The sequence below is a fragment of the Gordonia mangrovi genome (assembly GCF_024734075.1).
Taxonomy (GTDB): domain Bacteria; phylum Actinomycetota; class Actinomycetes; order Mycobacteriales; family Mycobacteriaceae; genus Gordonia; species Gordonia mangrovi.
This window is the reverse complement of sequence record NZ_CP102850.1, coordinates 2,535,693-2,559,954: the sequence shown is the minus strand read 5'-3', so window position 1 is coordinate 2,559,954 and position 24,262 is coordinate 2,535,693. Positions and strand designations below refer to the sequence as shown.

Annotated in this window: 22 protein-coding genes; 8 read left to right on the top strand and 14 right to left on the bottom strand. The window is 67.1% G+C overall.

Features of this window, described 5'->3' with window-relative positions; translation table 11 throughout:
* Positions 1-47 precede the first annotated feature (47 nt).
* Together NWF22_RS11600 and NWF22_RS11595 are read left to right on the top strand one after the other, a co-directional pair.
* A complete protein-coding gene (locus tag NWF22_RS11600; protein ID WP_258321395.1) occupies positions 48-1,487 on the top strand; it encodes a glycosyltransferase family protein in 1,440 nt (479 codons plus the stop codon).
* The gene (locus NWF22_RS11595) at positions 1,484-2,062 is read left to right on the top strand and encodes a GNAT family N-acetyltransferase (protein WP_160901845.1); all 579 of its coding nucleotides are present in this window, start codon (positions 1,484-1,486) and stop codon (positions 2,060-2,062) included. The genes NWF22_RS11600 and NWF22_RS11595 overlap by 4 nt, the downstream gene beginning before the upstream one ends.
* A gap of 4 nt (positions 2,063-2,066) precedes the next feature.
* On the opposite strand, the gene NWF22_RS11590 is transcribed toward NWF22_RS11595, so the two are convergent.
* The 6 genes from NWF22_RS11590 to NWF22_RS11565 all read right to left on the bottom strand — a co-directional run bounded on the left by NWF22_RS11590 (position 2,067) and on the right by NWF22_RS11565 (position 9,319).
* Entirely contained in the window at positions 2,067-2,474 is a 408-nt protein-coding gene (locus NWF22_RS11590) for a hypothetical protein (RefSeq protein WP_160901844.1), read from the bottom strand.
* Positions 2,475-2,572: 98 nt separating this feature from the next.
* Positions 2,573-3,667, bottom strand: a complete 1,095-nt coding sequence (locus tag NWF22_RS11585; protein WP_160901843.1) for an MBL fold metallo-hydrolase — start codon at positions 3,665-3,667, stop codon at positions 2,573-2,575.
* Between the two features lie 37 nt (positions 3,668-3,704).
* The gene (locus NWF22_RS11580; protein WP_258321394.1) at positions 3,705-5,300 is read right to left on the bottom strand and encodes a bifunctional 3-(3-hydroxy-phenyl)propionate/3-hydroxycinnamic acid hydroxylase; all 1,596 of its coding nucleotides are present in this window, start codon (positions 5,298-5,300) and stop codon (positions 3,705-3,707) included.
* A 1-nt stretch (position 5,301) separates the two neighbouring features.
* On the bottom strand, positions 5,302-7,236 hold the full coding sequence (locus tag NWF22_RS11575; protein ID WP_373691996.1) for an acyl-CoA synthetase: 1,935 nt from the start codon (positions 7,234-7,236) through the stop codon (positions 5,302-5,304).
* Positions 7,233-8,180: a fumarylacetoacetate hydrolase family protein gene (locus tag NWF22_RS11570; protein WP_160901842.1), complete on the bottom strand. Its 948-nt coding sequence runs from the start codon at positions 8,178-8,180 to the stop codon at positions 7,233-7,235. The genes NWF22_RS11575 and NWF22_RS11570 overlap by 4 nt, the downstream gene beginning before the upstream one ends.
* The gene (locus NWF22_RS11565; RefSeq protein WP_160901841.1) at positions 8,177-9,319 is read right to left on the bottom strand and encodes a VOC family protein; all 1,143 of its coding nucleotides are present in this window, start codon (positions 9,317-9,319) and stop codon (positions 8,177-8,179) included. Before NWF22_RS11565 ends, NWF22_RS11570 begins: the two co-directional genes overlap by 4 nt.
* A 130-nt stretch (positions 9,320-9,449) precedes the next feature.
* Here NWF22_RS11565 and NWF22_RS11560 point away from each other — a divergent pair, with 130 nt between their 5' ends.
* A complete protein-coding gene (locus NWF22_RS11560) occupies positions 9,450-10,112 on the top strand; it encodes a TetR/AcrR family transcriptional regulator (RefSeq protein WP_160901840.1) in 663 nt (220 codons plus the stop codon).
* Positions 10,113-10,130: 18 nt separating this feature from the next.
* Here NWF22_RS11560 and NWF22_RS11555 read toward each other — a convergent pair whose 3' ends face one another.
* From NWF22_RS11555 to NWF22_RS11525, 7 genes are all read right to left on the bottom strand, one after another.
* Complete coding sequence (locus NWF22_RS11555; RefSeq protein WP_160901839.1) at positions 10,131-11,525, bottom strand: DUF1254 domain-containing protein; 1,395 nt, start codon at positions 11,523-11,525, stop codon at positions 10,131-10,133.
* A 50-nt stretch (positions 11,526-11,575) separates the two neighbouring features.
* Positions 11,576-12,238, bottom strand: a complete 663-nt coding sequence (locus tag NWF22_RS11550; protein WP_160901838.1) for a TetR/AcrR family transcriptional regulator — start codon at positions 12,236-12,238, stop codon at positions 11,576-11,578.
* A gap of 149 nt (positions 12,239-12,387) precedes the next feature.
* Positions 12,388-13,386 (bottom strand): acrylyl-CoA reductase family protein, encoded by a 999-nt coding sequence (locus NWF22_RS11545; RefSeq protein ID WP_160901837.1) that lies wholly within the window; start codon positions 13,384-13,386, stop codon positions 12,388-12,390.
* Positions 13,387-13,396: 10 nt separating this feature from the next.
* Positions 13,397-13,768 (bottom strand): HNH endonuclease, encoded by a 372-nt coding sequence (locus tag NWF22_RS11540; protein ID WP_160901836.1) that lies wholly within the window; start codon positions 13,766-13,768, stop codon positions 13,397-13,399.
* A 109-nt stretch (positions 13,769-13,877) separates the two neighbouring features.
* The gene (locus tag NWF22_RS11535) at positions 13,878-15,524 is read right to left on the bottom strand and encodes a glycosyltransferase family 87 protein (RefSeq protein WP_258321427.1); all 1,647 of its coding nucleotides are present in this window, start codon (positions 15,522-15,524) and stop codon (positions 13,878-13,880) included.
* A gap of 64 nt (positions 15,525-15,588) precedes the next feature.
* A complete protein-coding gene (locus tag NWF22_RS11530) occupies positions 15,589-17,913 on the bottom strand; it encodes a transglycosylase domain-containing protein (RefSeq protein ID WP_160901834.1) in 2,325 nt (774 codons plus the stop codon).
* 180 nt (positions 17,914-18,093) lie between these two features.
* A complete protein-coding gene (locus NWF22_RS11525; RefSeq protein WP_160901833.1) occupies positions 18,094-18,483 on the bottom strand; it encodes a DUF5318 family protein in 390 nt (129 codons plus the stop codon).
* A 265-nt stretch (positions 18,484-18,748) separates the two neighbouring features.
* On the opposite strand from NWF22_RS11525, the gene NWF22_RS11520 reads away from it, so the two are divergent.
* The 3 genes from NWF22_RS11520 (at position 18,749) to NWF22_RS11510 (ending at position 21,665) form a co-directional block, all read left to right on the top strand.
* The gene (locus NWF22_RS11520; RefSeq protein ID WP_160901832.1) at positions 18,749-19,456 is read left to right on the top strand and encodes a PadR family transcriptional regulator; all 708 of its coding nucleotides are present in this window, start codon (positions 18,749-18,751) and stop codon (positions 19,454-19,456) included.
* Positions 19,449-20,537: an inositol-3-phosphate synthase gene (locus NWF22_RS11515; RefSeq protein ID WP_160901831.1), complete on the top strand. Its 1,089-nt coding sequence runs from the start codon at positions 19,449-19,451 to the stop codon at positions 20,535-20,537. Before NWF22_RS11520 ends, NWF22_RS11515 begins: the two co-directional genes overlap by 8 nt.
* A 147-nt stretch (positions 20,538-20,684) precedes the next feature.
* A complete protein-coding gene (locus tag NWF22_RS11510; RefSeq protein WP_160901830.1) occupies positions 20,685-21,665 on the top strand; it encodes a phosphatase PAP2 family protein in 981 nt (326 codons plus the stop codon).
* On the opposite strand, the gene NWF22_RS11505 is transcribed toward NWF22_RS11510, so the two are convergent.
* Positions 21,666-22,439 carry an MSMEG_1198 family transcriptional regulator gene (locus NWF22_RS11505; protein WP_160901829.1) on the bottom strand — a complete coding sequence of 258 codons (774 nt, stop codon included), beginning with the start codon at positions 22,437-22,439 and terminating at the stop codon, positions 21,666-21,668.
* Positions 22,440-22,580: 141 nt separating this feature from the next.
* On the opposite strand from NWF22_RS11505, the gene NWF22_RS11500 reads away from it, so the two are divergent.
* Positions 22,581-23,189: a helix-turn-helix transcriptional regulator gene (locus NWF22_RS11500; protein WP_160901828.1), complete on the top strand. Its 609-nt coding sequence runs from the start codon at positions 22,581-22,583 to the stop codon at positions 23,187-23,189.
* A gap of 127 nt (positions 23,190-23,316) precedes the next feature.
* Positions 23,317-24,258 (top strand): quinone oxidoreductase family protein, encoded by a 942-nt coding sequence (locus NWF22_RS11495; RefSeq protein ID WP_160901827.1) that lies wholly within the window; start codon positions 23,317-23,319, stop codon positions 24,256-24,258.
* Positions 24,259-24,262 lie beyond the last annotated feature (4 nt).

Genomic DNA, 24,262 nt, shown 5'->3' with positions numbered 1-24,262 from the left:
CCGGCCCGATCGGTGCCGGACGCCGGGTGCCACTTAGCCTGTAGGCCATGTCCGCATCCTCTGCCGCGCCGGCGCGCTTGGGCCACGCGTTGCTGGCCGGCCGCGGCCGGATGGCGCTCATCCTGGTCGTGTCCCTGTTGGCCACCTGCCTGACGATGTGGTGGAGCTATCAGGTCAAACTCAAGTGCGGCGGCGCCCCGTTCCTCGACGAGGGCCGCAGCTCGCACTGGCCGGTCGGCGACCCGGATGCGGTGATCCCCTGTTACTCCGACCTGATGTACCTGTGGATCGGGCGCGACATCAACAACCATGTGTTCCCGTTCATCAACGGCGGCATCACTCCGGACGGGAAGTTGTTCGGCGGGGTCGTCGAGTACCCGGTGCTGTCGGGGATGCTCATGTGGCTCGGCGCCATCGGCGCGCACACCGACACCGAGTTCTTCCAGCATTCGGTGTTGCTGCTGGTCCCGTTCGGGTTGGCGATCACCGTGATGCTCGCACTGATGACCCGCTGGTGGGTGCTGCTGTGGGCGGCCACCCCGCCGCTGGTGCTCTACGCCTTCCACAACTGGGAGTTGCCGGTGGTGGCGACCGCCGTCGGCGCCGTCGCGGTGATGGCATGGGGATCGACGATCAGCCCACGCACCGGCGACCGCCGACTCTCGGTGCGGACCGCGGCGATCCTGGCGGCGATCCTGCTGGGCATCGGTTTCTGTCTGAAGCTCTATCCCGGGTTCTTCGTGTTGCCGTTGGCAGCGTACGTGCTCACCTACGGCACGTCGCCCGGCCCCGACGGCGCCGCCCCGCTGCGTCGCACGCTCGACTGGGTAGGCGCGGTGTGGGTGGCGGCGGCCGCGACGCTGACCGTGATCGCCATCCAGGCGCCGTTCATGATCCTCGGTTTCGAGGGGTGGCAGGCGGCGCTGTCGTTCCAGGGCAAACGCAAGGCCGACGTCGACACCAACTCCATCTGGTACTGGGGACTGCGCCACTTCACCGGCGGCCAGAACGACACCTACAACACGCTGGTCGGGCTGCTGTCGCCGATGCTGATCGTCGCCGCATTCGCGCTGGCGGTGTACCTGGGCTGGCGGGTCTACCAGCGTGACGGGGTGTATCCGTGGATCGGGGTGTCGGCGTCGATGCTGGCCGGCTTCATGCTGTTCCACAAGGTGCACTCGCCGCAGTACACGCTGTGGATTCTGCCGTTCTTCGTGCTGCTGCAGGTGCGGTGGCCGGTGATCGCCGGCTACCTGATCGCCGACTTCATCCTCGACACCACCATCTTCCGGCTGTTCGGGATCTACACGTCCGGGTCGCCGATGAAGTGGTGGGTGATCACCGGTGTCAACGTGGGGGTATGGGTGCACGCGGTGTTGCTGGCCTACCTCATCTTCGCCTTCGTGCGGGCGCCGCTGCGTGAACCGTTGGCGTCCTTCGGTCGCCGGGCCCGGCCGTCGGAACCCGACCTGGTCACGACATCATGAGCACCTGGCTGGGCACGGAACCGATGTCGCTGGGCCGGGTCACGCTGCGCCCGTTGGTGTCCGACGATGCCGACGCACTGGCCCGGGTTGTCGGCGACCCGGGCCGGTTCCGCTGGGCGGGCGTGCCGTCGGATCTCGAGTCGAGTAGGCGATGGCTCGACACCGCACGCGCCGACCCGTCGTATCGGGTGGCCTACGCAGTCATCGACAACACCGACGGCCGCCTGGTCGGGTCGACGAGCTACTACGAGATCGACCCGACCAACCTGGCGGCCACGATCGGCTACACCTTCTATGCCGAGGATGTACAGGGCTCGTCCATCAACCCGACCGCCAAGTTCCTGCTGATGCGGCACGCCTTCGAGCACTGCGCCGCGGTGCGGCTGGTGTGGCACACGCATGAGCACAATGCCCGGTCGCGGGCGGCGATCGCCACGTTGGGTGCGACCTTCGAGGGGCTGCTCCGCAAACACCGACGCTTCGGGGACGGCTGGCGCACGACCGCGCAGTACGCGATGACCGACGACGACTGGCCGGCAGCGAAGACACGACTGCTGGAACGAATCTCGGAGTAGCTGGCTAGGGCTTCTCGGTGTGATCGGGATGCCCATGGGTGCGGCGCTGTTCTTTCATCCGCGCCTCGTGCAGATGTCGCACCCCGTCCATGAGTTCGTCGCGCACGCGCTGGTCGGCCGCACGGAACGGCGACCAATAGGTGTCGTCGAACTCTTCGACGACCTGGAAGGTCCACCGGCCGTTGAGCACGTTGCGACCGACCATCTCGGTGTCCAGTGTGTTCGCGAGGTCGGTGTGGCCATCGGCGCGAAGCTCATCCACCGCCTCGCCGAGTACCAGATCGGCGTGCCCGATGAGCTGATGGAAGCTGTAGAGGTGACCGCGGGCCCGTTCGACGAACTCGAGGGCTTCGGAGACCTTCCCGGCCGCATCAGCGGTGGTATCGGAGATGTGCTCGGCGCGATCCGACATATACCCATCTGTACCTCATCCTGGGCTTCTTCGGGACGGGACGGAGTTCAGGTGGGAACCAGGATTTGCCGCGAGTGATCGACCTGCGCCGAAACCCCTCAGCCGAGCGGAAGCCGCATGAGATCGTTGCCCACGATCACCCGTCCACGAAAACCACGTTGGGCCTGGGTCAGCCACAGCAGGTCGGGGATCTCCTTGGTCCCCGGGGCGAGGTGATTGAGCACCAATGTCTTGACGCCGGCCTCGGCGGCCAGCGCACCCACCCGGGTCACATCCGAGTGGGCGCGTTCGTGATGCTGGACCTGCTCGGGTGACAGGCCACCCGCGTTCCGGACCACCTTGAGGTCGATCACCTCATGTACCAGGACATCCGCGCCGCGAGCGAGGGTGACCATGTTGGGGGTGATGGTGGTGTCACCGCTGACGACGACCGAGCCGTATCGGGTGTCGAACCGGAATCCGTACGACGGGAAGATCGGCGGGTGCTCCACGAGGATCGCGCTGACCCGTACCCGTGCGTCGGACATCACCGTGAACGGCTTCATGCGTGGGGCGACATTCCCGCGCGCGGACGCGCCGACGTCCGGCGTAGGGATCTCGTGCCCGTGGAACATCGATCGGAAGTCCGGCCACCCTTCGTCGCGCATCCGGGTGTTGATGTCGTAGGCGGCCGCAGCCGTGTTGAGGCGGAGAAAGTCGGCCAGACCGGGTGTGGGGTTGTCGGGATTCACGGTGCCGCCCGGTCGCCCGATGAAGTCGGGCAGTTCCCTGGCCGACGCCGGACCATGGATGTGCACCGGATGAGTCATCGGATCGACGCCGCCGAAGCGCAGCCACAGGAGAGTGAAGAGATCCGCGAGGTGGTCGGAATGCATGTGCGTGACGAAGATCCGGTCGAGGTCGCCGATCGCCAGCCCGGATCTCTGAAACTGTTCGAAGGCCCCGTGCCCGAAGTCGATCAGATAGATGTGTCCGTCGACCACCAAGGCGGTCGAGACGCCGGTGCGACCGGCCATCGGCACCGGTCCGGCTGCGGTGCCCAGCAGCACGAGGTGAGCGCCGGTGCGCGGCACGGGGATCGGCAGCGCCGTCGCCTCGCCGGCGCCGAGGGGTGTGGCTGCGGTCCCGGCCACGGCGGCGCCACCCGCGGCGAGCATGGCAGATCGGAGTGCAGTACGGCGATTGAATTTCATGAAGTCCTCATTGACGTCGATGGGCTGGTGTCCCGCGTCACCAGACGGCGACACGAGGTGCGCCGAGAGCGGGAAGATAGGTGTAGACGGCGGACACGGAGGCACCGGCGACTGTGACGACCCGATCCGGGCGAACGACCGCCGCCGTCGCGCCTCCGGAAGCCAGCCACCGACCAAGGGGTGAGTGCTCGCCGACCGTCATCACGCGGGCGCCGCGTCGCTCGATCTCGTCGGTCTGCGCCCGGCTCGGGCGCGTGATGGTCACCAGGAGGAACGTCGACGACACGACGTCGTCGAGCCTCTTCTCCCCCGCACCGATCACAGCGTTGGGACACAGCGTCCCCGCGAGGCTGCGCGGGTCCAGTCCCGCGGCGGGCGTGGGCAGCAGCCGGCCCCGGGACCAACCGGAGTGCACGAGTGCCGATGCCGACAGCGCCGGCGATGCGCCGTCCACGGCCTGCTGGGTGACCCCGGGCAGATGCGGGAGCAGCGGCCCCACGACGCTGCGAACGATGTCGCCGATCCGGCCGCCGCCGGTCATGGTCACACCGATCGCCATGGCCAAGGTGATCAGTGAGGTCACGTGCGGCTTACGTTCCTGCTCGTAGGTGTCCAGAGCCGATTCCGGCAAGGTCTGGTCGATGACCCCGGCGAGCTTCCACGCCAGATTCATCGAGTCCCGCAGACCTGATCCCATGCCCTGCCCGATGAACGGTGGGGTGAGATGCGCAGCGTCACCCAGCAGGAAGATCCGTCGGTCGCGCCAGCGCTGGGCGACGTGGGCACGGAAGGTGTACTCGCGTGACCGCACGAGCGTGAGTTCGTCGATGCCGGTGGACGACAACCACGGGCGCAGAAGCGGTTCCAAGGCATTGAGATCCGGAAAGCTGTCCGCGGATTCTCCATCCAGCAACTGGAACTCCCACCGGTAGCGGACATCGCTCACCCGCATGAACGTGCCGGCTCTGCGGCCGTCGCAGACCTGCGCGACGCCGTCCCACTGGCGCAGATCCGCCGGGGTGTCGACGTCGACCACCAGCCACCGTTGGGTGAATCCGAGATCGTTCCACCGGGTACCCATCGAACGGCGGACCACACTGTTCGCGCCGTCGCACCCCAGCACGTACCGCGCCCGCACCACCTGTCGGCCGCCGGTGCGGCGGTCGGTGAGCTCGACACGCGCCGCGTTGCCCTCGTTCACCACGAGGTCCACCTCGACATCGGTCACCACGGTCACCGACTCGCGACACTCGACTGCGCCGCGCAGCAGTTGCTCGAGTTCGGGCTGGTCGAACATCGACGCACCGGGATGGCCGTGCCGACCGACCTCGGTGCGCCGGCCGAACTCGGCGAGCACGCGCAGCGACCGGTCCACGAGCCGGAGTCCACGCGCAGGCCGCGACCGCTTTCCGAACTCGTCCGCGATCCCCACGGCGTCGAGGATCCTGAACACCTCGTCGTCGAGGTGGACCGCGCGGGGTTGTGGGTACGGGTTGGCCCATCGCTCCAGGATCATCGACGGCACACCGAGATCGGCGAGCAGCGCAGCAGCAGTCAAGCCGGTCGGTCCCCCGCCGACGATGACCACTGGCAACACGTCGGGACCGTCGTCGAGCACACTGAGTTGCTGCACGTCACACCTCGCCGGCTCGGTCGGCGAACTCCCACCGCAGCGGCAGCCGGTCGAGTGCGGACCGGACTGTTGTGAGCTCGGCGTCGTCCCCGGCGGCCGGGGTCAGAACGGTGACCACTGTGCCGTCGTCGACCATGGTGTCGACGGTCATCTCGATACCGAACCCCGCGACGATCTCCTCGACGACCCGGCGAGTGGCATCCGCGCGCAGTGCGAGTTTGTACGGCTTGCCGACATCGGTGACCGGAAGATCATCGCGGACCGTCACCGAGACCGGGACCGCAGCCGATTCCGGCACGTGCGCAACTGCCCAGTCCCGCAGGTCTTCTGCGGCGATGTCGGCCCCCGGATGCAGTGTCACGTAGGCCACCGGCACCTCGCCGGCGTGCTCATCCGGTCGGCCGACAGCTGCGGCACCGGTGACATCGGGGTGCGCGAGAAGTGCGTCCTCGATGCTCGCGGGATCGATGTTGTGACCGCCGCGGATGATGAGATCCTTCTCCCGGCCGGTCAACCGGAGGAATCCACGTTCGTCGACCGCACCCAGATCGCCGGTGTCAAGCCATCCGTCCACCAGCTTGCCCAGCCCATCCAGAACGACGCCATCCGGCCCGCGCCCGACGACATACCCGGCGAACACCGTCGGCCCATGGATGACCACCGTGCCGACCTCTCCCGGCGGCAGAACGGTCCAGATGCCGTCGTCAGCGATCCGCACCGCCGTGATCTGCTGGTAAGGCAATCGCTGACCGACCGTTCCGGCCGGTTGCCCGATGGCGAAGCTCCGCGCGCTCGCGCAGGTCGCCTCGGTGAGGCCGTATCCTTCGAGCAGTGACACCCCGGTGTGTGATTCGAACGCGTCGCGGACCGCGCGAGGCAGCATCGACGCGCCCACCATGCACACCCGCAGGCTGGAGATGTCGGCGTCGACCGGACATTGTGCAAGCACCGAATACACCGTCGGCACAGCGCTCATCGCGGCGATGCGGTGGTGTTCGACGATCTTCCAGAACTGGCCGTACAGTTCCGGATCGCGGTACCCGAGAGGGCCCGCCCACACGACGGTCTGACCGCGCAGCAATGGGGACAGCACAGTCACGATCAGCGCGTTGACGTGGAACAGCGGCAGCGCGGCGAAGATGTGCGAGTGCTCGTCGAGCATCGTGTTGGCGGCCAGCATCCAGGCATTGGCCACCTCGTTGGAGTGGCGATGCGCGGCGAGTTTCGGTGCGCCGGTGGTACCTCCGGTGTGGAAGAGTGCCGCGAGGTCGTCCGGCTCGGGCGACGGGACGGTGACCGCCGTGTCCCCCCTGGCGACATGGTCCGCCAGATACTCGACGTGCACGCCGTCGACCATCGGCGCGCGTGCCGTGACCTCGACGCCGGTGGGACGCAACAGGAGCAGCATGTCGATCGCTCCGGTACGTGCGATCGCCTCCGCCTTGGCGAAGACCGTCTCATCGAGTTCGGGGCCGGCGGCGATCAGGGTCCGGGCACCCGAGCGTCGCAGGAGTTCCGAAATGTGCTGCTGTCCGAGTGCAGGATTCATCGGCGCCGCAACCCCGGCGGTCTCACACGCCAGGAGTGCGACGATCAACTCGGCACAGTTCGGAGACAGCAACCCGACCGGTTCGCTCCGGCGGATGCCGTGTTCGGCCAGCGCGCCGGCCAACCGGGACACCTCGCGGTGCAGTTGGCCGAACGTCAGCTCGACCGGGTCTCGCCATCGCGCCGCATCGGACATCACCGAGATCGCCGTCCGATCCGGCCACAGCGTGGCGGCGCGCTCGAGCACCCGGTAGGTCGAGTCGGGTAGTCCACGATCCTGCAACGGAATCGATTCCACCCGTGCGAGATCATCGGGCGTCTCGTAGGCCGTCCACATCGCTTGGTCGGCCAATGCTGTTGTCGTCGAGTGGCTGTCGTAGACGGTCATGAGTAATGCACCTCGGTCCGCTGGACGCCGAGGTCCAGCTTGCCGTCGTCGGTCGCGATGGCGAGCTCCATGACGTCGCCGTCCCGCAGGTACTTGGGGTTCTTCGCCTGGCTTGAGAAGAAGCTCTTCCACTTCAGGGCGGGTGGCAACAGTGAGCCGATGATCTCGATCGGTTTGGGTGGCGCGGTGAGCGCGGTGCCGCCCGGTGTCCCGGTCAGGATGAGGTCGCCGGTGTCGAGACGCTGGAACCGGGACAGGGCCTGCAGGGCCTCGAGCGGCGAGTAGATCATGTCGGCGACCGTGGAATCCTGTCGGACCTCACCATTCACGCGGGTGATCAGCCGGAGGTTGTCGATCTGGTCGAGGTCGCCCGGCTCGAGGATCACCAGTGCCGGCCCGACCGGCGTGAAGGATGGGTAGGACTTGCCTTCGTAGAACTGCGTTTTCGGCAGTTGGACGTCGCGGGCGGACACGTCGTTGGTGATCACCAGCGCTACGAGGTGGCGCGGCAGATCCGTCGCGGAGAGTGTGGTGCCCACGGGGATCGGTTCGCCGATGACCAGACCCAGCTCGATCTCGTAGTCGAGGAGTTTGACGTGCTCCGGTTTGATCACATCCGCAGTGGGACCTGTGATCGAGCCAGATGCCTTCCGGAAAAAGGTGAGCGGAACGGTCTCCGGGTTCATGCCGGAATCCTTGACATGGGACACGTAGTTGGTCATCTGCGCGACCACCCGGCACGGCGTCGTGACCGGCGAGATCAGTTCCAGCGTTGCGATATCCACCGAGTCGGAGTCATCGGCCGCCTGTTCCAGCTGCGTCCGGTCCTTCGTCACCGCGGCCAGCAGCTCGGCGGTGGTGGTGGCGGACGTGGCGATCCGGTGCGCGCGGGTGGTGTCGCGGACCCACCATGCGTCCGCGGTCCGGAGAACGGAAATGCTCATGACGATGCAACTTTCACTAGGCCGAGCAGACGCTGCACGTCGAACTCGTTATCGGATTCACGAAGTGAGTTGAGAATGGCGGCGAACTCCCGGATGGATTCGCGGCCGGGCTTCACGCCGAGGAAGTCGGCGGTGGCCGGTGGGCCCCACTGGTTGAGGCCGGATGCCGTCATCGGCGCCCACCCGGGTTCCAGCGTGCAGTCGAACAGATCGCCATCGGCGAAGTGCTCGACCAGGAACCCGTCGGGATCGCGCCAGTAGTCGAAGATCTGACTGCCCTGGATGTGACGTCCGATCCCCCACGAGCGGAAGTGGCCGCGCTCGCGCAGGTACTCACCGCCCTGCGCGAGCACATCGAGGTCGCGGACCTGGTATGCGGAGTGGACGTACCTGTTCGCCGGTCCCAGGGTCATCGCCAGCGTGTGGTGGTCGGCGGGGGTGGAGCCCCGGTCGCAGCGGATGAAGCTCATCACCGGCCCGCGCTCCCGTTGGCCGGGATAGAACAGAAAATCGCTGACGATGAGACCGAGATTGGCGAGGTACCAGTTCAGCGTCTCGAGGTACCGGTTCGACTGCAGTACAACATGTCCGAGTCGCTCGACCTGCGCGGGCTCGCGCGGTTGACGCACCGTGGCGTTGAACCGTTCCTGCCGCCCGCCGGTGTTGTGCAGAACTGCCTGCTGCGCCGGTAGCGCCAGGAGGTCGCGCACTCCGGCGACCACCTGGACCCGCGCTCCACTGGGATCTCGGGTGGTCGCGACGACCCCGCCGAGCGTCTCCGGAAGCCGGTCCACGCGCGCATCGACCCCGGCGGCGAATGTGTGCACATCCTCGAGCGCGGCGGCGCGGAAGGTCGGGCCGACGAACTTCGACCGCGGACCACGACGCACGATCACGCACGGCGGGCCTGCCAGCGCTCCTCGCAGATGAAGCTCGTCGTCGGTGTGCAGCGAGGTGGTGAATCCGAAGTCGGCAGCGAACGCCGCGGTGCGCGCGAGATCGGGCTTCTCGAACTCCAGCCAGGCCAGATCCTCCACCTTGATCACCGGATTCGCGTGCCGCCCCGGGTGTTCGCCGGGCAGCGCGCCCTGATCGACATGCAGGTCGTGATGCACGTCCTGTGGTGTCTCGAGATCCATGGGAATCACCTTCGTATCTAGACTGACGATATCGTCACATATGCTGCAATACTCAGTCAACAATCTCTGACGAAATCATCACTGTTGAGAGCGCGGTGTAGAGTCAGCGCTGAAGGTAAGGGGCGAGCGCATGGCGACATCGACGAACGCGGCGGTCAGCCGATCGGAGCGACGAAAACTGCGCACCCGGTCGGCGCTGATCGGGGCCGCGCAGCGGTTTCTTGCCGAGGGGCGGCTGACCGCGTCCGTGCTCGACCTGACGAATGCCGCCGATGTCGGGATGGGATCGTTCTACAACCACTTCGACAGCAAGGAAGACCTGTATCAGGCCGCCGTCGATGCTGCGCTCGAGGCTCACGGTGCGCTGATGGACCACATCACGCACGACATGGCCGATCCGGCCGAGGCATTCACGCAGAGTTTCCGACTCACCGGACGCATGCATCGGCTCAATCCGGAGATCAGCCGCGTTCTGCTACAGCGTGGTAGCTCGATGTTGCTCGCCGACGAGGGGCTCGCGCCCCGGGCCCGCCGAGATCTCATCGCAGCCGCCGCAGCGGGACGATTCGCCATCGATGACATCGACACCGCGATGGTCACGGTGGCCGGGGCCGCCGTCGCGCTCGGCGAACTGTTGCATTCGCAACCCGATCGCGACGCCGGCACGACGTCGGACGCCGTCACCCAACGGGTTCTCATGTCGTTGGGGATTAGCGCCGACGACGCCGCCGCGCTGTGCCGGATCCCGTTGCCGGATATCGGGTCTGCGGATTTGCTGACCGACGGGGCCTGACGGGCGGGCGCGGTCACCTCAGCCGGCCCGCGTCACCGCCGGCGGATTCCAGTTCCCATCGACGATCTGCTCGGATGGCCAATACAGCCGCAACACCAGCGACGCCTGTCCGTCGGCGGGCATGGGCAGCCAGTTGGATTCCCTTCCAGAACCGGGATTCTCGCGCTGGATGTAGATGTCGATCGAACCGTCGGGGTTGGTCCGTAGACGCTCGCCGCGCACCGCATAGCGGTTGATCGGGTTGGCAGCGAGGTAGCCCTGTTCGTCGTAGAGGGTGAGGGACCAGAAGGCGCGGACATCCGGAACCTGGTCCTTGTCGAAGTGCAGCACATAGTTCTGATCTGCACGCAGCGGCCTGCCGTCACCGGTGTTCTCGCCCATGGCATACACGGCGTCTTCGGGCAGGTTGGCACCCAATAGCCGGGCCGCGGTGACCGCGCGGGCCAGATAGTCGGTGCCATAGGCGCCGATGTTCTCGACCGGGGTACGCCACCCGTCTACCTGCGGGGTGGTGTTGGCGAAATCGAGACGTCCGCGGGTGGCCGGCCAGGCCTTCGTCCACACCGCTCGATCGGCTGCGGACAGGCTCGCCAGGTCGAGGCGGTGATTCGGTGACCATCCGTATCGGGCAAGGTCGGCGAGCAGCTCCTCGTCGCCCGGTCGGGTCTGGGTATGAGATCGGGCCTCGTAGTACAGATCCCAGTACTCCTGGGGAGACAATGCGGCGATGTAGTCGCCGACCTTCACGTTGCGGGGCCACTCCGGGTGGAGGTCGGTGTTGGGAAGCGGGAGGTACGGACGTCCCAGAGAGCTGAGCGGGACCGCCGAGAGCTGACGCTGCAACCCCTGCACAGCGGGGATGTCGTTGGGCTCGTTCACCTGGATCCGGCCGATCATCCACCCGGTGTCCGTCGCCATCCGGTATTCACGGATTCCGGCGGGCAGTGTGCCTTTCCAATTCGGCCCGACGATCGCGAACCGGTACGCCTGCCCGTCACCGACCGTGCGGGAGCCCGGGGCCGCAGTGGTGTCGGTCCACATGTCCATGATGGAGAAGACGTGATATCGGTCGCCCATGTCCGGAACGCTGATGACGATGGGTTCGGCGGCCACGTCATAGAGCATCGACGTGTACAGGGTGTCGACGTTGGTCCGGACCACACCCTTGAAGCTCGCGTCCGGCAGGTTGTCCTTCGATCCGAGTTGGTTTGTCGGCGCGATACCGATCGCCGGGATCGGAACGGGCACATTCGTGTTCTGCCGCCGCGTCACCTCCATCGAGACCAGCGGGTACGTATAGGTGTAAGCAGCGGTCGCTGCCTCGTCGAGCGAGGTGATCGGAAGACGTGGGGTTGCGGCTGCGGCCGACGAACAGACGATGGTCCACAGCAATGCCATCACGGTGATCGCCACTCCGAGGACGGTTCGCCGAGTGGTTCTCGAAGCTCCGTTGTGTCGTGGTCTCATTCTGATTCCTCACGCGGCGTGGCCGATTCGGTACGTAGGTCAGCTGCGCTCGACGTATGGCGGAAGACCCCGCGCAATGTGGCGGTGAATACCGCCGTGAGAGTGGCCCGATCAACCCGATCGGGATCGGTGCCGTGTTCGAGCGCGAGTCCGAGACGTAGCGCCTGCAACGTCAGGGCAAGCTGTTCGACCGGCACGGTGATCTCGATACCCAACTCCTCCGCTGCGGCCCTGAGTGTGTCGGCGAGTTCGGTGCGTAGCCCACGTCGCACAGGCGCATACAGTTCCCGCACCTCGGGATCACGGGCCGCGAGCTGGGCGATCTCGGTGAGCAGCCGGGTCCAGGCCTCCTGCTCCACGATGCCCCGCGCCCAGACCTCGGCGATGTCCTCCAGTGCGGCGTGCGGACGATTCTGCGCACGGACTTCCACGTTGCCCACCACGAGCTGCGTGCGGGCCTTGTCCTCGATCAACTCGGCAAGGAGCGCGTGTTTGCTCGAGAAGTTCGAATACACGGCCCCTTTGGTGAAACCGGCGACGCGCGCGATCTCATCCATCCGCGCGCCGGCGTAGCCGCGTTCAGCGAATACCGACACCGCGGCGTCGAACAGACGTCGCCGTACTTCCTCTCGAGGCACGCGGGCAACGGGTCCGGTCATCGTCGGAACCCGGGGTTCATCCGAGCAGTAGTCGGCAGATGGTTGATCACGCCGACACGATACTCATGAGTATCGGATACTCGCAAGTATCGAATACTTCTGGGTATCCAACACGTGCCGTCCTCTCGGCCACGCGGCTACACGTTGGTTCAGAATTCGCCGGCGACGATGACCCGCGTACGTCCCGTGACGCCGCCGGAGAGGATCGTCTTGATCGACTTCGGCAGTGCGGTCACCGCGACGTCGGTGGTCACGTCGTCGAGGTGACGGGGCTTGAGTTCACCTTCGAGTTTGGCCCACAGCGCGCGACGGTTGACGATGGGCAACTGCACCGAATCGATACCGGCCAGCGTGACCCCGCGCAGGATGAACGGGTGGACCGTCGTGGGGAGGTCGGCGCTGCCGGCGAGTCCGGATGCGGCTACCACACCGCCGTAGGCCAGCGTGCTCAGCGCGTACGCGAGGGTGGTGCCGCCGACACAGTCGACGACGGCGGCCCAGCGAGTCTTGCCGAGCGCACGGACCTTCTCGCCCTCCTCGGGGAGGCGGCCGATGATCTCGGTGGCGCCGAGGGTGCGTAGCAGGTCGGTGGCATCGGACTTGCCGGTGGAGGCGATCACCTCGAACCCGGCGGCAGCGAGCAGGTCGACGCTGACGCTGCCCACCCCGCCGGTGGCGCCGGTGACGAGCACCGGTCCGTCGGACGGGGTGATGCCGTGGGCGGTCAGCGCCTCGACGCTCATCGCGGCGGTGAACCCGGCGGTGCCGATGGCGGCGGCATCCTTGGCCGAGAGTCCGGTCAGTTTGACCACCATGTCGGCGGGCAGTCGGGCGGTGTCGGCGTAGCCGCCGTGGCGGCCGGTGCCGATGTCGTAACCGTGCGCCACCACCACGTCACCGGCGGAGAACTCCGGCGAGGTACTCGACCGGACGGTACCAGTGAGATCGATACCGGGGATCAGCGGATAGGATCGCGCGACACCACCTTTGGGGGTCACCGCGAGGGCATCCTTGAAGTTCACGCCCGAATACTCGACGGCGATCTCCACGTCGCCGTCGGGCAGGAAGCTCTCCTCGACGGTTTCGTGGACGAGGTCGATGTTGCCGTCGTCGTCCTGATGTGCCACCAGTGCTTGTACGTCACCCATGGTGCGCACCCTACGGAAATGCGTCGGCCGACGGGTCCGGTACCGCGACCCGCGACGCCCGGATGCTGACCAGTCGCCGGAGGAACAACTCCTCGTCGAGACCCTTGCGCCGCATCCAGGAAGTCACCTCGGTGTTGCACTTGCTGGCATTGCAGGACTGGCAGGCCGGCACCACGTTGAGTTCGGTGTAGCGGCCGCCCACCGACAGCGGCTGGACGCAGTCGCGCTGGAGGACGGTGTCGGTGCGGCCACAGTACGCGCAGCCGCCCCAGGCGGCCTTGATCTGCTGCCACTGCGCCGCGCTGAGGTCGTTGTCGGCGAGGCGCATCCGGCGTTGCCGCTTACGTCCCGCGCGTGCTCGTCTCGAGCCGCCGCGTGCCATGGACCGATCCTAGTGTCCGGCCTGACCGCCGACGTCGCAGGCTCGCGGGGGATGCTGTCGACGCGAAACCGGGTTCCGTCGGCGGGATTGCGGGTTCTGTCGGCGGGATTCAGGGTGCCGTCGGCGTGAGATCCGAGGATGGGGGCGGCGGCGGGCGATGGACCGAGTCGTCCACGCCGCGGCGCGGGCGACGCACGCCGCGCAGGGTGAATCGATCCGGGGCGCCGTCGAGGACGCCGCCGGCGGGGTCGTCGAGCAGGTGTTCGGGCCCGGGGTCGCGGGCGTCGCGGCGGGGATTGCGCATCAGGTCGTCGGCGGGGTGCCAGATCTGCCACAGCACCACCACGCACAACCCGATCACCATCAGGGCGCGCAACACGATGACGACGGTGAACCATTCGTCGGGCAGCCAGCGCCGATCGGCATCCAGGTACAGCGACATCCGGGGTACCCACACCAGGGCGTCCACGATCATCCAGGCGAACAGCAACCTGGTGTGCGGAATCGCGAGCACCGCCAGCGGCACCAGCCACAGGGAGTACTGCGGACTCCACACCTTGTTCACCAGCAGGAAACCGGCGACCAGCAGGAACGCCAACTGCGCCAATCGCGGTCGTTGTGGCGCACCGAGTGCGACCGCGCCCACCCCAAGCGCGACGAGCCCCAGCACACCGAGCGACACCGCATTGAGAACCGTGACGTTCCACTGGAATCCGGTCGCCGCGCTGATCACGCGATAAAGACTGTCGGCTTCGGCGGCGCGTTCGGAGTTGTAGCGGAAGAACTCCCACCAGCCCTGCGGATAGAGGATGAGGATCGGCAGATTGACCGCCACCCACACCAGTACGGCGGTCGCCGCGGTCTGCGCGAACTCCCGTAACCGTGCCGAGCGCAGACACAGGACGAGCAGCACCCCGAGCAGCAGCACCGGATACAGCTTCGCGGCGGTGCCCAATCCGATGAACAGACCGGCCAGCCACGGCTTCCGACGGGCCCAGCACAGGATGGCGAGGGCGACCATGGCGGTGGCGATGGCGTCGAAGTTGGTGAAGGCGTGCACCAGCACCAGCGGTGAGAGTGCGGCGATCCAGGCCGCCCAGATCCGGCGGCGCGCGGTGAGCGCGGTGGCCCAGATGGTGACCAGCCAGAACAGGGCGAGTCCGAGGGCCGCGAGGTCGAAGAACAGCACGACGTCGAGAGCGGCCGGCACACCCCACTTCTCGTGCGCCGACAGCCAGGCGCGCGCGACCGTCGCCATGCCGTACATGTACATGCCGGTGATGACCGGATACTCCATGTACCGCTTGATCTGCTGTCCGTCGGGGCCCTGCTCGTACCAGAAGGTGCGGTACGGGAAGGCGCCCTCGTTGAGGCGTTCGGCTCCGAACAGTCCGATCACATCGGAGTAGCAGAGGTTGGTGTACTGGCGCTGATCGTCCCAGTCGAGCCGCAGTTCTGCTCCGGCGGGGGAGTTCTCGTCGGCGGGTGCCTGCTGCAGACAGCTCGCCTTGCCGAACCAGCTCACCGCCAACGCGCACAGCGCGAGCAGGAACAGCACCCGGATCGGTGTCCATGCCCGGCTGCGACCGACCGCGGCATGCCGTCCCACCGGTCCGCCCACCACGGTCGACGCCTCTCGGGCGACGACATCGGTGCGGCTCGGCAACACCCGGGTGTGATCGACGCGCGGGTCCTCGGCGAGGACGGCCGCGGACTCCCAGTCGGGGTCGCGGTCACGATCGCGGTCGGCGGTCACCGCCCACGGGTCACCGGGGGAGCCCGGTTCGTTCGAGTTCTCCTCTGCCACGGTCGGTGTCGGCTCAGTTCAGCGGTGGGGGTTCCGGGATGTCGCCACCGAAACCGTCCTGGTAGCCGCCTCCTGTTGTGCCGTCGCCGGTCCCGCCACCACCGGTGTAGTCGTCACCGCCGGTATTGCCGCCGCCCGAGTCACCGCCCGGGTTGCCACCGGAGTTGCCGCCCGAATTCCCGGAGTTGCCACCACCACCCGGTGCGGCGTTGCCCGGTAGTGGGATGGTGACGCCGGGCGCCAGGGTCAGGTTGCCGTCACCGTTGCCGGGGAACCGGCGTGACGGCCCCTCATCGTCGGGCGACTCCGTCTCCCGAGTGTCCGGGTCGTAGGTCACCGGCGGCGGCTCGTAGGGCACACCGGCCTGACCGCCCACGGCGTCGGGCTCCGGGAAGTCCTGGATCGGCTTACCTTCCAGCGCACCGTTCATGGCGGCCTGCCAGATATCCGACGGCAGCATGCTGCCGTAGATCGAGGAGCCGGCGTAGTTGGTGATCGCGGTGCCCTCGTCGGTACCGACCCATACCGCGGTGGACAGTTGCGGCGTGTAGCCGACCATCCACGCATCCTTGTTCTGTCCGGTGTCACCGAGCTGTGCGGTACCGGTCTTGGACGCCGACGGACGTGATCCGAGGCTCGGGTCGTAGAGCGCGTGGCCGTTGGAGTAGGACGCGATCGGCTCGAGCGCGGCGCTCACGTTGTCGGCCACCTTCGCCTCGAAGACGCGTTCGCCCTTGTTGGGCTGGCGGTCGAAGAGTACTTCGCCATCGGAGGTCTCCACCTTCTGCACGAAGTACGGCTCGCGGTACACGCCGGATGCGGCGAGAGTCGCATACGCCGAGGCCATGTCGATGACCCGCGACGGGTACTGGCCGAGCACCACGCCACCCTCGACACCCCCGTTGGCTTCCTGCAGCGTGTGCTCGATGGTGCCGAAGCTCTCGGCGACGCCGGCCTGATGTGCGGCGTCGGCGACCGCTTGTGCCTGGCCGTCGAGGTCCATCATCAGGCGGTAGTAGACGGTGTTGAGCGACATCTTCATCGCCGTCGCCAGGTTGCAGGACCCGCAGCTCTCGCCGTCGGAGTTCTCCACGGTCAGCCCACCCGGCGCGGAGTAGGGTGCCGAGCTGTACGTCTTGGACAGCGGGATATCCTGCTCCAGCGCAGCGACGAGGGCGAACACCTTGAATGACGACCCGGTCTGCAGCCCAGCCTGTGCGTAGTCCCAGCCGGTGGCGTCGTTGCCGCCGAAGTAGCCCTGCACTCCGCCGGTACGCGGGTCGATGGAGACCACTGAGGTCCGCAGCTTCTTCGGCTCCCCCTCGAGTTTGCCGTTGGCCGCTGCGACCACCGAGCGCTGCACCTTCGGATCGATGGTGGTGGTGATCTTGAGTCCCTCGGTGCGGACCTGCTGCTCGGAGATGTTGAGCTCACCGAGCTCGGCGAGTACCTGCCGCTTGATCAAGCCGTTCGCCCCCGGCGTGTCGTCCCCTTGCGCGCGGGCCGCCGGCACCTTCGGGTACTGCATCGCCGCACGATCGGTGGGCGCGAGCGCACCGGTGCTGACCATGCCGTCGAGCACATAATTCCAGCGCGCCTCGGCGGCCTCCCGGTTGATCTCCGGGTCGTAGTACGACGGCGAGCGAATCGCGGCCGCGAGCACCGCGGCCTCCTCGGTGGTGATCTTGCTCAGATCCTTGCGGAAATACGCCTGGGATGCGGCAGCCACACCGTAGGCACCACGGCCGAAGTAGATGGTGTTGAGGTAGGCGGCCATGATGTCGTCCTTGGACCACTCGTTCGACATCTTGGTCGCGATCGCGAGTTCTTTGAACTTGCGCTCGTAACTGTGCTCGTCACCGACGAGTGCGTTCTTGACGTATTGCTGAGTGATGGTCGATCCACCGCCGGCCTCACCACCGTTTCCGGTGACCTGTCCGATCGCCGCGCGCGACAGGCCACGGATGGAGAAGCCGGAGTTGCTCTCGAACTCGCGGTCCTCGGCGGCGATCACCGCGTCCTGGACCGACTGGGGGATGTCCTCGATCTTGACGTCGGTGCGGTTGCCCTCCTCGGGCACCACGCGCGCGATGGTCTGGCCGTTGGAGGTCAGGATGGTCGCGACCTGATTCTGCTTGATGTCGCCGGGCGCGGGCACCGACGCACCGACGTAGGTGAGCATGAAGGCGACAATGCCGATCAGGGCCACCGCGGGCACGATGGCGCCGACGGCGCCGAGTCCGACCGCGAGCCATTTCTGCCGCTTGCGGCGCGGGTCGTCGGCGGAGGAGCGAGCCCTACGTCCACCGCCGGCGGGCGATGTACCGCGTGTACTCATGGTCCAACCATCCGATCTGCGCGCACGACCGTGTCAGCGCTGTTCACTATCCGTCTCCGTCATTCCGCCGGTCACCCAGCCCGTTACCCTACTGTGACCTACGAACGGCGTTAGGGCAAAGTTCCACGACCCTCAGCCGACGGTGGGGCCGCGGCCCACACCGGCGCGGCGCACCCGGCGCTACTTGGCGACCCGGCGCGAACGCGACGAACGTGGCGGCAAGCCGGCAACGTACGACTGCACCAAATGGTTCCAGCTACACGTGCGGCACACCTCCACCACGTGTACCGAGAATTCCTCGGCGGTGGTGTCGAGCCGGGCGATCTCGTCGTTGGTACGCGCCGACCCCGACACCTGCCCCAGTTTCTCACCGAAGACCCAGGACACCAGGGTGACCGGCTCCTTTCGGCAGATCGGGCACAGGGTCGGCGACGGGCGGCCGTGGAACTTCGCGGCCCGCAGCAGATACGGACTCGCATCGCAGACATCGGCCACGGCGGTCCGTCCGGAATGGACCTCGGACAGCCGCGACCTGCGCTGCAGGGCGTAGTCGACGATCTGGCGTTGCACGGGTTCAAGGGTACGTGCTCACCCCCACGACTGTGGGTGTGACCGTCATCCCCATCGGCACCGTGTCGTGACAGGGCGGGCGGCTGGAGCCTCTGGGAGCGCGAGCCCGCTGTAGACGACGAATATATCGGTGCGATACATTGGTAATCACATCGCGGCGAGGTGTTGTGGCGTCAGAGTTGTCGAACACATCGTCTCGCCTTGCGGTGGTCGTCACGGACGCCCGGCGGAAACAGGCAATGGATCGAGAAGGGAGTGAGCGCCGATGTTGGAGCTCGCTGTTCTCGGATTGCTGCTGGAAGCTCCGATGCACGGCTATGAGCTGCGTAAACGGTTGACCGGGTTGCTCGGCGCGTTTCGCGCGTTCTCCTACGGGTCGCTGTATCCGACGCTGCGACGGATGCAGGCCGACGGTCTCATCGACGAGGCCACTGCGCCGACCGCGGTCAAGGTGCGCCGCGGCCGTCGGGTGTATCAACTCACCGACAAGGGACGCGAACGGTTCAGCGAGCTCGTCGCCGACACCGGTCCGCAGAACTACACCGACGACGGTTTCGGTGTACATCTCGCGTTCTTCAGCCGCACCCCCGCCGTGGCGCGGATGCGCATCCTGGAGGGCCGCCGCCGACAGGTGGAGGAACGCCGGGAGGGATTGCGTGAGATCGTCGGCCGCTCCAACCGGGCCGTCGACCGCTATACCCGTCAACTGCACCAACTCAGCCTCGAATCGAGCGAGCGCGAGGTGCGCTGGCTCAACGAACTGATCGCTGCCGAGGCCTCGGGCGATCACGACGGCGACGATCTGACCGATCCCGAACGGGATCCGCTGATCGACACCGCCGACACCGACTTCCGCGTCGCGGGCTCAGAGCCGTCCCGCGACGGGGGGCGAGAAGAAACCCACCAAGAGAAAACACCGGTGACGCAACGAACTGCGGCGCCGCGATCAGAAGGAGAGCCCGACCATGGGTGAGCCCAATAAGGTGCGCGTGGCCATTGTGGGCGTAGGAAACTGCGCTTCATCCTTGGTTCAAGGCGTGCAGTACTACAAGGACGCCGACGAGAACTCCACCGTCCCCGGCCTGATGCACGTGAAGTTCGGTCCGTACCACGTGCGCGACGTCGAGTTCGTCGCCGCGTTCGACGTCGACGCCAAGAAGGTCGGCTTCGACCTGTCCGACGCGATCTTCGCGAGCGAGAACAACACCATCAAGATCGCCGACGTGCCGCCGACCGGCGTCACCGTGCAGCGCGGCCAGACACTCGACGGGCTCGGCAAGTACTACCGCGAGACCATCACCGAGGCCGACGGCGACGGAGTCGACGTGGTCCAGGCACTGAAGGACGCCGAGGTCGACGTCCTCGTGTCCTACCTGCCGGTCGGCTCGGATCAGGCCGACAAGTTCTACGCCCAGTGCGCGATCGACGCGAACGTCGCGTTCGTCAACGCGCTGCCGGTGTTCATCGCCTCCGATCCGGAGTGGGCGCAGAAGTTCATCGACGCCGGTGTCCCGATCGTCGGTGACGACATCAAGAGCCAGGTCGGCGCCACCATCACCCACCGCGTGATGGCGAAGCTGTTCGAGGACCGCGGCGTCACCCTCGACCGCACCTACCAGCTCAACGTCGGCGGCAACATGGACTTCAAGAACATGCTCGAGCGTGAGCGTCTGGAGTCGAAGAAGGTCTCCAAGACCCAGGCCGTGACGTCCAACCTGACCGGCTCGCTGGCCGGCAAGGTCGAGGACAAGAACGTCCACATCGGCCCCTCCGATCACGTCGAGTGGCTCGACGACCGCAAGTGGGCCTACGTCCGCCTCGAAGGCCGCGCCTTCGGCGACGTCCCGCTGAACCTCGAGTACAAGCTCGAGGTGTGGGACTCCCCCAACTCGGCCGGCATCATCATCGACGCCGTGCGTGCCGCCAAGATCGCCAAGGACCGCGGCATCGGCGGCCCGATCCTGCCGGCCTCGTCCTACCTGATGAAGTCCCCGCCGCAGCAGCTCGCCGACGACGTCGCGCGCGCGCAGCTCGAGGCGTTCATCCAGGGCTGACCGACACCCGCCGCGGTCACTGACTGAGATCGTCCCCGTCAGCGGGGTCCGAGGGGATACATATCTATCCCCCGGATCACGCTGACGGGGACGTTTGTCGTCGCCGTCCCGTGCGAAACTGAAATCCGGACCCTGGGAGGCACGGACTTGCTGGACGGCTCGACGGACGACGCGAAAGACGACTCGGCGGGGGACTCGGCGGGGGGAATCGCCACCGCCTCAGACGCGGCCCCGGCACGGCCACCGCGCACGGTGGTTCGCTGGATCGTGGTCGGCGTGCTCGCCATCGCGATCGGTGTGGCGACCTACGTCCTCGCCGTGCGCACGATCACCGGTCAGACGATCGAGAACGCCGCACTGCGCGGCGCCGACCAGGCGGGCCGGGCGATGACGGTGCAGGCCGATTCGGTACTGGGCACCATCACCATCACCTCGATGGTGATCGCGATGCTGGCGCTGCTCGTGTTCGCCGTGATCCGACGCCGGTCGTGGGTCGGGCTCGCCGCACTTGTCATCATCGTCGCCGGTCAGGTCGTCACACAGGTCCTCAAGAGCTTTGTTCTGGCGCGGCCCGAACTGATCGACGCCTACCCGCAGTACCTACAGAACAGCCTGCCGAGCGGCCACACCACCGCGGCGATGACCATCCTCTTCGGCGTGCTGCTGGTCACGCCGTTCCGCCTGCGCGCGCTCGTCGCGCTGGTGGTGATGCCGTGGGCCATCGGCGTCGGCGCCTACACCATCACCGCGAAGTGGCACCGCTTCTCCGACACCCTCGCCGCCGATGCGGTGGCCCTCGTCATCGCCTGCCTCGTGTGTGTGATCGGCGTGCGGATGGGATACCTGCGCATCACCGTCGCCGAACCACCCGGGCGTCCGATCGGTCACCGCGCCGTCGTCGCGTTCTGGTCGGTGCTGTTCGTGGTCGCCCTCGTCGGCGGCCTCGCGCTCTGGGTCCTCACCTGGCTCGCCGGACCGATCGACGCTTCGGCGGAGTACCGGTACTTCCTCGGCGCGCTCGTCGGTTCCGCGGCCGGATCGATCGCGACCGGACTGGTGTTCTGGTGGACGCTGCAGGGGGTGACCATCGGCGATGGACCCGCCGCACGCGATGACGCCGCCCGCTGATCAGCTCGGCAGCGTTCCCAGCACGTCCGAATGCCCGTGCCGGCGACACCAGCTCACGATGTAGCGAGCATGTAGTCCGCACCACCGGTACACCGCCGCCTGCGACATCGGCAGGCGCTCGTCGTGTTCGCCGCGCTGGGTGATGATCGGGCCGAGGTAGTGACTGGTGAGCTTGTTCGCGGTGTTGGGTGACACCTTGGCCGCGACCGCGAGGCTCGCGGTGTCGGTGGCGTTGCCCGACGCGATGGCGCCCGCGAGTCTGCCCGCCGTATGACCACGGCGCCCGACGAACAGCTCGTACAGCGGGGCGACGCGGCGACCGGTCGACTCCCCCACCGACAATCGCTGACCGAGTGCGACGGTCCGGATCGCGTTCATCAACGGCATCAACCCGTCGGACTTGGCGATCACCCCCGACACCTCAGGCCGCAGGCGGGCCTCCTCGAGGTGATCACGTTCCATGCTGTGGCCTTGGGTCGCCAGTAGCACCGGCGCCAGCCGGTCGGCCTGACGAAGGGCGTCGATGGCGTCCAGCCCATCGAAGGTCCACTCCATCGTCGGCCGATTCCAGATGAGGTCGGCGGCCACCACGTCGAACCGAACCCGCCCGGCGATACCACGCACGAACTCGTCCTGGTCGACGGCCACCTCCACCGTCACGTCATCGAACGACGATTCCAACGGCATGGCGACGACATGCCCCAGGGGCGAGGCGATGAGGATACGAATCCGACTTCCCACATGCGTAATCTTGCCTCCAGATCCGCCGGTCATGCGCGATCTGACATCGAAATCAACCGTTCGGGTGACAAACGAACAGAAACTGATCGCAATGGGTCACAACAACTGCTGATCTTGTCGGTGCGGTACGTGAGGCTGGATTTCATCTGATCCATCTCCAGCACAGGGGAACACATGACCAGTCAGATCGACCAGGAACTCCGGGTCCCGCTGTACTCACTGCCCAGCCCGGCCACCGTGGCAGTCGTCGCCGAGCGCGACCTCACCGACGCCGCCCTCGTCGCGCTCGTGGAAAGTCTCGGCTACCACACCGTCGTCATCGACCTCGACGTCAACGCCACCCCGATGCCGCCGACGATCGCCATCATCCGGTCGGCCGACAAACTCGCCCGATTCCGCGCGCGACGCGGCATGCACAACTGTCTGATCGCGGCCATCGGGATCGACATCCGCGATGCCCCGGGGATCGCCATCGCGGACTCCCCGCTGGCGGCGCGGCAGCTCGAGACGCTGCTGGAGCAGACCGCACGGCGCCGGCCACAGCTTCGCAGCCGGGTGTGCGTGACCGACCGCGAGCGGGAGATCCTCACCACCTACGCACTGGGCGCGACGCTGCGCGAGACGTCGCACACCCACTATGTCGCCGAGAGCACGGTGCGCGCCCACTACCGCCGGGTCTCGCAGCGCTACAGCGAGGCCGGCCGACCGGTGGGCAACAAGGCGCAGCTGCTGTTGCAGTTCATGGCCGACGGCTGGGTGCAGCCCGACCAACTGGCCATGTGACGCGACACCCGCCAGGTTGGTACTCGGTTCTGGCCGCAGCTACGGGTTCTGGCCGCAGTTTCGGCCGCAAGCCGGAACCCACAGGTGCGGCCAGAACCGAGGGCTGACCTGGCGCTAACCTGGCGGGATGCGCACACACCGCTGGGTCGCCACCGGCTTCGGCGGACTCGACGACTTCGAGTTCGTCGCCGACGAACTGTCGCCGCCGCAGCCCGGGGAGGTCACGATCGAGGTCCGGGCGGCCGGGGTGAATCCGGCCGACCTCAAACATGCTCAGCGCGGTGGTGACCCGGCGGATCTGCCGCTGCCGATCGGCTACGAGGTCGCCGGCACGATCGCCGCCATCGGCTCGGACACCGAGATCGCCTCCGGTGGTGGGGCGGTCGGCGACGATGTGCTCGCATTCCGGGTGCGCGGCGGGTACGCCACTGCGCTGACCGTGCCCGCGTCGACGGTGTTCGCCAAACCGGAGTCTCTCGACTTCCCGGAGGCCGCCAACCTGTTGCTCGCCGGGTGCACCGCCGCAGACATGCTTCGCGCCGCACGCATCGAGCGCGACGACACCGTCCTGCTGCATGCGGCGTCGGGCGCCGTCGGCGTCGCCGTCCTCCAATTCGCCCGACTCCGCGGAGTCACGGTGATCGGGACGGTTGGTGGCCCGGACAGTGCTGAGCGGGTCCGCGCGTTCGGCGGGATACCGGTCCGCCATGGCGAGGGGCTGACCGACAGGGTGCTCGCGATCAGCGAGGAGCCCGTGGTCGCGGCCTTGGACGCTGCGGGCACCGACGAGGCCGTCGACTCCTCGCTCGAGCTCGTCGCCGACAGGTCACGAGTGATCACCATCGCGGCACCACAACGCGCCCGCACCGCCGGATTCATCGCCCTGGGCGGCGCCCAGCCGGAGAGTCTGGCGTTCCGCAACGCGGTGCGACCCGAACTGATCGCACTGGCCGGCGACGGCGACCTGATGGTGCCCATGGCGCGTACCTATCCGCTCGCCGATGCCCGGACCGCACTCGAGGTGGTCGCAGGCGGCCATCCGGGCGGCAAGATCGCGCTGATCCCCTGAGGCT

Excerpts from the sequence above, each read along its gene's own strand:
- NWF22_RS11545 (WP_160901837.1), bottom strand. The coding sequence starts at position 13,386 with ATGGGTGACGTACAAGCACTGGTGGCACATCAGGACGACGACGGCAAC.
- NWF22_RS11600 (WP_258321395.1), top strand. The coding sequence starts at position 48 with ATGTCCGCATCCTCTGCCGCGCCGGCGCGCTTGGGCCACGCGTTGCTG.
- NWF22_RS11540 (WP_160901836.1), bottom strand. The coding sequence starts at position 13,768 with ATGGCACGCGGCGGCTCGAGACGAGCACGCGCGGGACGTAAGCGGCAA.
- NWF22_RS11515 (WP_160901831.1), top strand. The coding sequence starts at position 19,449 with ATGGGTGAGCCCAATAAGGTGCGCGTGGCCATTGTGGGCGTAGGAAAC.
- NWF22_RS11550 (WP_160901838.1), bottom strand. The coding sequence starts at position 12,238 with ATGACCGGACCCGTTGCCCGCGTGCCTCGAGAGGAAGTACGGCGACGT.
- NWF22_RS11495 (WP_160901827.1), top strand. The coding sequence starts at position 23,317 with ATGCGCACACACCGCTGGGTCGCCACCGGCTTCGGCGGACTCGACGAC.
- NWF22_RS11595 (WP_160901845.1), top strand. The coding sequence starts at position 1,484 with ATGAGCACCTGGCTGGGCACGGAACCGATGTCGCTGGGCCGGGTCACG.
- NWF22_RS11505 (WP_160901829.1), bottom strand. The coding sequence starts at position 22,439 with ATGACCGGCGGATCTGGAGGCAAGATTACGCATGTGGGAAGTCGGATT.
- NWF22_RS11570 (WP_160901842.1), bottom strand. The coding sequence starts at position 8,180 with ATGAGCATTTCCGTTCTCCGGACCGCGGACGCATGGTGGGTCCGCGAC.
- NWF22_RS11520 (WP_160901832.1), top strand. The coding sequence starts at position 18,749 with ATGTTGGAGCTCGCTGTTCTCGGATTGCTGCTGGAAGCTCCGATGCAC.
- NWF22_RS11500 (WP_160901828.1), top strand. The coding sequence starts at position 22,581 with ATGACCAGTCAGATCGACCAGGAACTCCGGGTCCCGCTGTACTCACTG.
- NWF22_RS11585 (WP_160901843.1), bottom strand. The coding sequence starts at position 3,667 with ATGAAATTCAATCGCCGTACTGCACTCCGATCTGCCATGCTCGCCGCG.
- NWF22_RS11575 (WP_373691996.1), bottom strand. The coding sequence starts at position 7,236 with ATGACCGTCTACGACAGCCACTCGACGACAACAGCATTGGCCGACCAA.
- NWF22_RS11530 (WP_160901834.1), bottom strand. The coding sequence starts at position 17,913 with ATGAGTACACGCGGTACATCGCCCGCCGGCGGTGGACGTAGGGCTCGC.
- NWF22_RS11560 (WP_160901840.1), top strand. The coding sequence starts at position 9,450 with ATGGCGACATCGACGAACGCGGCGGTCAGCCGATCGGAGCGACGAAAA.
- NWF22_RS11590 (WP_160901844.1), bottom strand. The coding sequence starts at position 2,474 with ATGTCGGATCGCGCCGAGCACATCTCCGATACCACCGCTGATGCGGCC.
- NWF22_RS11565 (WP_160901841.1), bottom strand. The coding sequence starts at position 9,319 with ATGGATCTCGAGACACCACAGGACGTGCATCACGACCTGCATGTCGAT.